General features: G+C 71.9%; 6 protein-coding genes and 1 pseudogene. 5 read left to right on the forward strand and 2 right to left on the reverse strand.

Translation table 11 applies throughout. From position 1 onward, the window contains the following. A pseudogene (locus AADR41_RS40630) lies at window positions 1-198 on the forward strand (hypothetical protein); the annotation flags it as partial. Here AADR41_RS40630 and AADR41_RS40635 read toward each other — a convergent pair. Beyond that, on the reverse strand, window positions 177-1,481 hold the full coding sequence (locus tag AADR41_RS40635) for an alanine racemase (protein WP_342287360.1): 1,305 nt from the start codon (window positions 1,479-1,481) through the stop codon (window positions 177-179). The pseudogene AADR41_RS40630 and the gene AADR41_RS40635 sit on opposite strands and share 22 nt — an antisense overlap. 130 nt (window positions 1,482-1,611) lie before the next feature. On the opposite strand from AADR41_RS40635, the gene AADR41_RS40640 reads away from it, so the two are divergent. The 4 genes from AADR41_RS40640 (at window position 1,612) to AADR41_RS40655 (ending at window position 5,486) form a co-directional block, all read left to right on the forward strand. Continuing rightward, a complete protein-coding gene (locus AADR41_RS40640; RefSeq protein ID WP_342287362.1) occupies window positions 1,612-2,712 on the forward strand; it encodes a sugar kinase in 1,101 nt (366 codons plus the stop codon). Beyond that, window positions 2,709-3,467, forward strand: a complete 759-nt coding sequence (locus tag AADR41_RS40645; protein WP_326767466.1) for an IclR family transcriptional regulator — start codon at window positions 2,709-2,711, stop codon at window positions 3,465-3,467. The genes AADR41_RS40640 and AADR41_RS40645 overlap by 4 nt, the downstream gene beginning before the upstream one ends. Window positions 3,468-3,472: 5 nt before the next feature. After that, window positions 3,473-3,883, forward strand: a complete 411-nt coding sequence (locus AADR41_RS40650; protein WP_342287365.1) for a RidA family protein — start codon at window positions 3,473-3,475, stop codon at window positions 3,881-3,883. A gap of 127 nt (window positions 3,884-4,010) precedes the next feature. After that, window positions 4,011-5,486, forward strand: coding sequence for a GntP family permease (locus AADR41_RS40655; RefSeq protein WP_342287366.1), 1,476 nt, complete (start codon window positions 4,011-4,013; stop codon window positions 5,484-5,486). A gap of 98 nt (window positions 5,487-5,584) precedes the next feature. Here the strand turns inward: AADR41_RS40655 and AADR41_RS40660 are convergent, their stop codons facing one another. After that, window positions 5,585-6,052 (reverse strand): LppU/SCO3897 family protein, encoded by a 468-nt coding sequence (locus AADR41_RS40660; protein WP_446751202.1) that lies wholly within the window; start codon window positions 6,050-6,052, stop codon window positions 5,585-5,587. Window positions 6,053-6,114 lie beyond the last annotated feature (62 nt).

Consider the following 6,114-nt stretch of genomic DNA (forward strand, 5'->3'; position numbering starts at 1 on the left):
GGCGGAGCCCCCGGTTACGGCAAGGGGCGGGCCGGGGGAGCAGCCCCGCAGGGCAACTCCCCCCACCCGCAGCCGGCCGACCGCAGGGACCGGCAGGAATCAGCAGCGACCAGCAGCGACCAGCAGCGACCAGCAGGACCAGCAGGGCCGGCAGCGACCAACAGGACCGGCAGGGATCAGAAGAACGTACGGATGTAGTCCGTGACCGTCCCGTCCGCCGCGACCAGCGGAATCAGCTGCCACTTGTCGAAACTGGTGCACGGGTGCGACAGACCCATCCCCACCCAGTCACCCACCTCCAGCTCCGCACCCGGCTCGGTACGCACCCACGCGTGCTGGTCGGAGAGACCGGTCACCGAGATACCCGTCGCGGGCCGCACCGTGCCGTCCCGGCCGGACCGCACGACCTGCGCCTCGGGCAGATCGAGGTCGTACGCCGCGTCCCGCTTGCCCGCGTTGAGGAACGCCTGCTCGTCCGTCGGGCGCGACACGACCTGCGCCCACAGCCGGAAGGCGGGCTGCAGCTCCCCCTCCTCCGGCACCCGGTTGAACGGGGTCAGATGGCGGTAGTGGCCGTCGTCGTGCGAGACATAGGCGCCCGAGCGCAGCAGCTTCAGCACCGGCGCGGAGAGCTCCGGGATCCGCGCGAACACCTCCGCCACCGCGTCGAACCACGCACTCCCGCCCGCGCTGATCACGATCTGCTCGCCGGCCGCGAAGCGCCCCGCCCGGTCGAGGTCGGCGGCCAGCGCGACGAGCCGCTCCAGCCAGGCCCGTACCCGCTCGGCGGACGCCTCCGGCACCTCGCCCTCGTAACCGGCCACGCCCACCAGCCGCAGCGTCCCGGCCGCCGCCACCGCGTCGGCCACCGCCACGCAGTCGGCCTCGGTACGGGCGCCGGTGCGCGCGCCCTCGCCCGCGCCCAGCTCCACCACCACGTCCACGGGGCGGGCGGCGCCCGCCGCGCGCAGCGCCTCGTCCATCAGCTCCACGCCACGCACCGAGTCGACGTAACAGACGAAGCGGAACTCCGGGTCGGAGTCCAGCTCGGCGGCGAGCCAGCGCAGGGCCGGGGCGTCGACGAGTTCGTTGGCGAGGAAGATCCGCCGGATCCCGTACGCCCGGTAGACCCGCGCCTGGTGCGGCACGGCCGCGGTGATGCCCCAGGCGCCGTACTCCAGCTGGCGGGCGAAGAGCTGCGGGGACATGGAGGTCTTGCCGTGCGGGGCGAAGGCGAGCCCGTGGCGCTCCGCGTACGTCTCCAGGAGGGCGAGGTTGTGCTCGACCGACTCCGCGGACAGGGCGAGCACCGGGGTGGTGAAGCCGCCCGTGAAGAGATTGCGGCGCTCGGCGGCGAGGGCGCCGACGGTCAGGCCCTCCGCGTCGGGCGGGAGTGCCTTGAAGCGGTGGTCGACCAGCTCGTCGGCAAGTCCGGACACAGGACGGTCGGCGGCCAAGGGGGCCTCCTCGATCGAAGTCATCGTTGCATCATATGCAACACCCATTGCGTATATCGCTTAACGCTGTCTAACATCCGAGCCGACGCCGGGTCAATGGCGTGCAACCCCCGCCGCGCCCGAACCGCACCACCGAACCCGCGAGGAGCCCCGAGTGTCCGGAACCCCGGCCAGGTCCGCCGACGCCGCCACGGCCGCCGAAGTCGTCTGCCTCGGCGAGTCCATGGTGACGTTCCTGCCGTCGCAGCCCGGACGCCTCGCCGACGTACCCTCCTTCGGCCGCGGCATCGGCGGCGCCGAGTCCAACGTCGCCTGCGCACTGGCCGCGGCCGGCCACCGGGCGGCCTGGGTCAGCCGGGTCGGCGCGGACGGCTTCGGCGACCACCTCGTCGAGGCGATCGCCGGCTACGGGGTCGACACCTCCGGCGTGCGGCGCGATCCGTCCCGGCCCACCGGCATCTACTTCCGCACCGCGACCGACCGGGCCACCGATGTGCACGAGGTCGCCTACTACCGGGCCGGTTCCGCCGCGTCCGCGATGTCCCCGGACAACATCCCGTACGCGACGCTCCCCGCGACCCGCATCCTGCACCTGTCCGGCATCACCGCGGCGCTCTCCGCCGACTGCCTGGCCCTGCTCCACGACCTGACCGCCCCCCGCCCCGGCCGCCCGCTGATCTCCTTCGACGTCAACCACCGGCCGGGCCTGTGGCGCGACGCCGACGCGTCCCCCGGGGTGCTCCTCGACCTGGCCCGCCGCAGCGACCTGGTCTTCGTCGGCGAGGACGAGGCGGAGGAGGCCTGGGGGGTGACCGGCGCGGCGGCGATCCGCGCCGCGCTGCCGGAGCCGGCCACCCTGGTCGTGAAGCGGGGCGCGGAGGGCGCGACGGTCTTCTCGGGCACCGGCGACGCCCCGGGGCCCGACAACGTCCCGGGCACCGGAGACACCCCGGATGCCGACGACGTCACCACCACCGTCCCCGCCCTCCGGGTGGACGTCGTCGCCCCCGTCGGCGCGGGCGACGCCTTCGCCGCCGGGTTCCTCTCCGCCACCCTGCGCGGCCTCCCCGTACGCGACCGCGTCCGGCACGGCCACCTCATGGCCGCCGCCGTCCTCACCGTCCCCGGCGACCTCACCGCCCCGCCGGCCCGCGCGCACGCCGACTCCCTTGCCGCACTGGACGACGAGGCCTGGGGGAGACTTCGTCTCGGCCCCGGGTGGACGGGGGACGACCAGGAGGTACGTACGACATGAGTCAGACCGTCGACCGGGCGCTGAGCATCCTGCCGCTGCTCGCCCAGGGGCCCGCAGACCTCGGCCAGGTCGCCGAGCGGCTCGGCGTCCACAAGTCCACGGCGCTGCGCCTGCTCCGTACGCTCCACGAGCACGGGCTCGTCTACCGCCAGCAGGACCAGCGCTACCGCCTCGGCGCCCGCCTCTTCGCCCTCGCGCAGGAGGCCGTGGAGAACCTCGACGTACGGGAGATCGCCCACCCCCACCTCGTCGAACTCAACGAGAGCTGCGGGCACACCGTGCATCTCGCGGTGTACGAGGAGCAGGAAGTCCTCTACATCGACAAGGTCGAGAGCCGCTACCCGGTCAGGATGTACTCGCGGATCGGCAAGCCCGTCGCGATCACCGTCGCCGCCGTCGCGAAGCTGCTCCTCGCCGACCTCTCCGAGCCCGAGCGGCGCGCCGTCGCCGAGAAGCTCGACTACCCCATGTACACGTCCCGTTCGACCCCGAACGCCGGTGCCTTCCTCAAGGAGCTCACCGTCGTCCGCGAACAGGGCTGGGCCACCGACCTCGGTGGCCACGAGGAATCCATCAACTGCATCGGCGCCCCCATCCGGGGGGCGGACGGGCGGGTCGTCGCCGCGATGTCGGTCTCCGCACCCAATGTCGTCGTCACGGCCGAGGAACTCCTCACCCTGCTCCCGTTGGTGCGCCGCACCGCCGACTCCATCAGCCGGGAGTACTCCGGCACCACCCGACCCAAGAAAGCCTGAAAGCCATGACCGAGAAGATCGCCCTCACCCCGAGCACCCACACCACGCCCCCCGCGAAGTTCTCGCACGGCGTGAAGAAGGGGAACATCCTCCAGGTCGCCGGCCAGGTCGGCTTCCTGCCCGCCGCGGAGGGCCGGGCCCCGACCCCCGCCGGCCCGACCCTGCGCGAGCAGACGCTCCAGACCTTCGCCAACGTCAAGGCGATCCTGGAGGAGGGCGGCGCGAGCTGGGACGACGTGATGATGATGCGTGTCTACCTCACGGACGTGGACCACTTCGCCGAGATGAACGAGATCTACAACTCCTACTTCGGCGAGCAGGACCTCAAGGCCGCCCCCGCCGCCCGCACGACGGTCTACGTCGGCCTCCCCAAGGGCCTGCTCATCGAGATCGACGCGCTCGCGGTCCTCGGCTGAACCAGCTGATCCACTTGCCGCACCCGCACCGCCGCACGATCGCGCACGGCACGGCGCCCCACCCCACGGGGGCGCCGTGCCGCGCTCCCCCACACCCGAAACCCCTTCTCCGACAACGGAGTTACGCATGCTGCTCGCCGCAACCCCACCACCGGCCGAGGCACCCTCCCACACCGGCGGAATCCTTCCGCTCATCGACGGCACCGCCGGTCTGCTGACCGTCGCCGCCCTCGGCATCGCCCTCCTCCTCTTCCTGATCATCAAGGTCAGGCTTCAGCCGTTCGTCGCGCTGCTCGCCGTCTCCATAGCCGTCGGCCTGGGCGCCGGACTCTCCGTCACCGAACTCTTCGGCACGGTCCAGAAGTCCGCCGCCGTCTCCGTCGTCGAGTCCGGCATGGGCGGCATCCTCGGCCACGTGGCGATCATCATCGGCCTCGGCACGATGCTCGGCGCGATCCTCGAAGTCTCCGGCGGAGCAGAGGTGCTGAGCACCCGGCTGCTGAACCTCTTCGGCGAGAAGCGGGCCCCGCTCGCCATGGGCCTCACCGGCCTCATCTTCGGCATCCCGGTCTTCTTCGACGTCGGCATCTTCGTCCTCGCGCCGATCGTGTACGCCGCCGCCAAGCGGTCCGGCAAATCGATCCTGCTCTACGCGATGCCGCTGCTGGCGGGTCTGTCCATGACCCACGCGTTCCTGCCGCCGCACCCGGGACCGGTCGCCGCCGCCGGACTCTTCCACGTCTCCCTCGGCTGGGTCATCCTGATGGGCGCCGTCGTCGGCATCCCGTCCGTACTCGCCGCCTGGGGCTACGCCGCGTGGATCGGCAGGCGGATCTTCGTCGCGGTCCCGCAGGACATGGTCGAGGCCGCCGAGGAGGCCAGGGCCGCGGTCGTCGCCGAGCAGCGGGCCGCCGGGGTCACCCCGCGCGAGGAACCGGTCGCGCTCTCCACCGTACTCACGATCATCGGCACCCCGCTGGTGCTGATCCTCGCCGCGACGTTCTCCTCCATCGCGCTGGACCCCTCCACGCCGCGCTCGGTCGTCGAGTTCTTCGGCAACCCCTTCGTCGCCCTGACGATCGCGCTGGTGCTGGCGTACTACCTGCTGGGCATCCGCCGCGGCTGGTCCCGCAAGTCCCTGGAATCGGTGTCCACCTCGTCCCTGAAGCCGGTCGGCAACATCCTGCTGGTGGTCGGCGCGGGCGGTGTGTTCGGCGCCGTCCTCAAGGCGAGCGGCATCGCGGACGCCCTCGCCACGACCTTCGACGACGTCGGTCTGCCGGTCATCCTGCTCGCCTGGCTGATCTCCGTGGTCCTGCGCGTCGCCCAGGGCTCGGCGACCGTCGCCATCGTCACCACCGCGGGCATCGTCGTCCCGCTGGTCGAGGGCCAGGACCTGTCCCAGGCACATCTCGCCCTGATCATCATGGCGATCTCGGCCGGCTCGATCTTCGCCTCGCACGTGAACGACGGCGGCTTCTGGATGGTGTCGAAGTACTTCGGCATCTCCGAACGCGACACCCTGAAGTCCTGGACGGTCCTGGAGACGGTCCTGTCGGTCGCGGGGTTCGTGGTGGCGGCGCTGCTGAGCCTGGTGATCTAGCGCCTCTCGTCCGGATCACGCCGGGCTCGCGTGCCCCGGGGCCGGAACGGCCGGCACGGTGCTGCCCCGTCGGGAGCGCGGTGCTGTGCCGTGCCGGTTCAGGCCGCCGAGGCGCAGATGATGCTCCGGCCGTTGTTCACCGGCCAGTACCAGAACCGCTCCCCGCGCCCGGCCGGACAGGTCCAGTTCGTGCCCGCCGCGGGCGCCCGGTAGTAGCCGGTGATCCGGAGGATCGACTGGCCGGCCCGGGGCACGGTCGACGCGCCGCAGTCCCACACCACCGTCAGATCGGCATTGGCCGCCCCTTTGACCTGCGCGGGGAAGCACTGGCCCACCTGGAACACCCGGTCGAGGCAGAGTGTCCGCTCGACACCGTCCGCACCGGACTTGCGCCACCAGGTGAAGCCCGGCCCGCTGTCGCAGGAACTGCCGGCCCCGGTGGTGGTGCTGACACGGTTGACGTGCATGTAGGCATTCGACGCCCGGCAGCCCACCCGGACCGGAGTCCTGGCGCTCATGTTGTCGTGCCCGTCGTTGTACACGTCGAGACAGTCACCGGCACGCACTGCGGCGAACGCGCGGTCGGTGGTGTCCGGGGTGGGCTGCCGGGCGTCGAATGCCTACATGC

The sequence above is a fragment of the Streptomyces sp. CLV115 genome, assembly GCF_038448545.1.
Taxonomy (GTDB): Bacteria; Actinomycetota; Actinomycetes; order Streptomycetales; family Streptomycetaceae; genus Streptomyces; species Streptomyces sanglieri.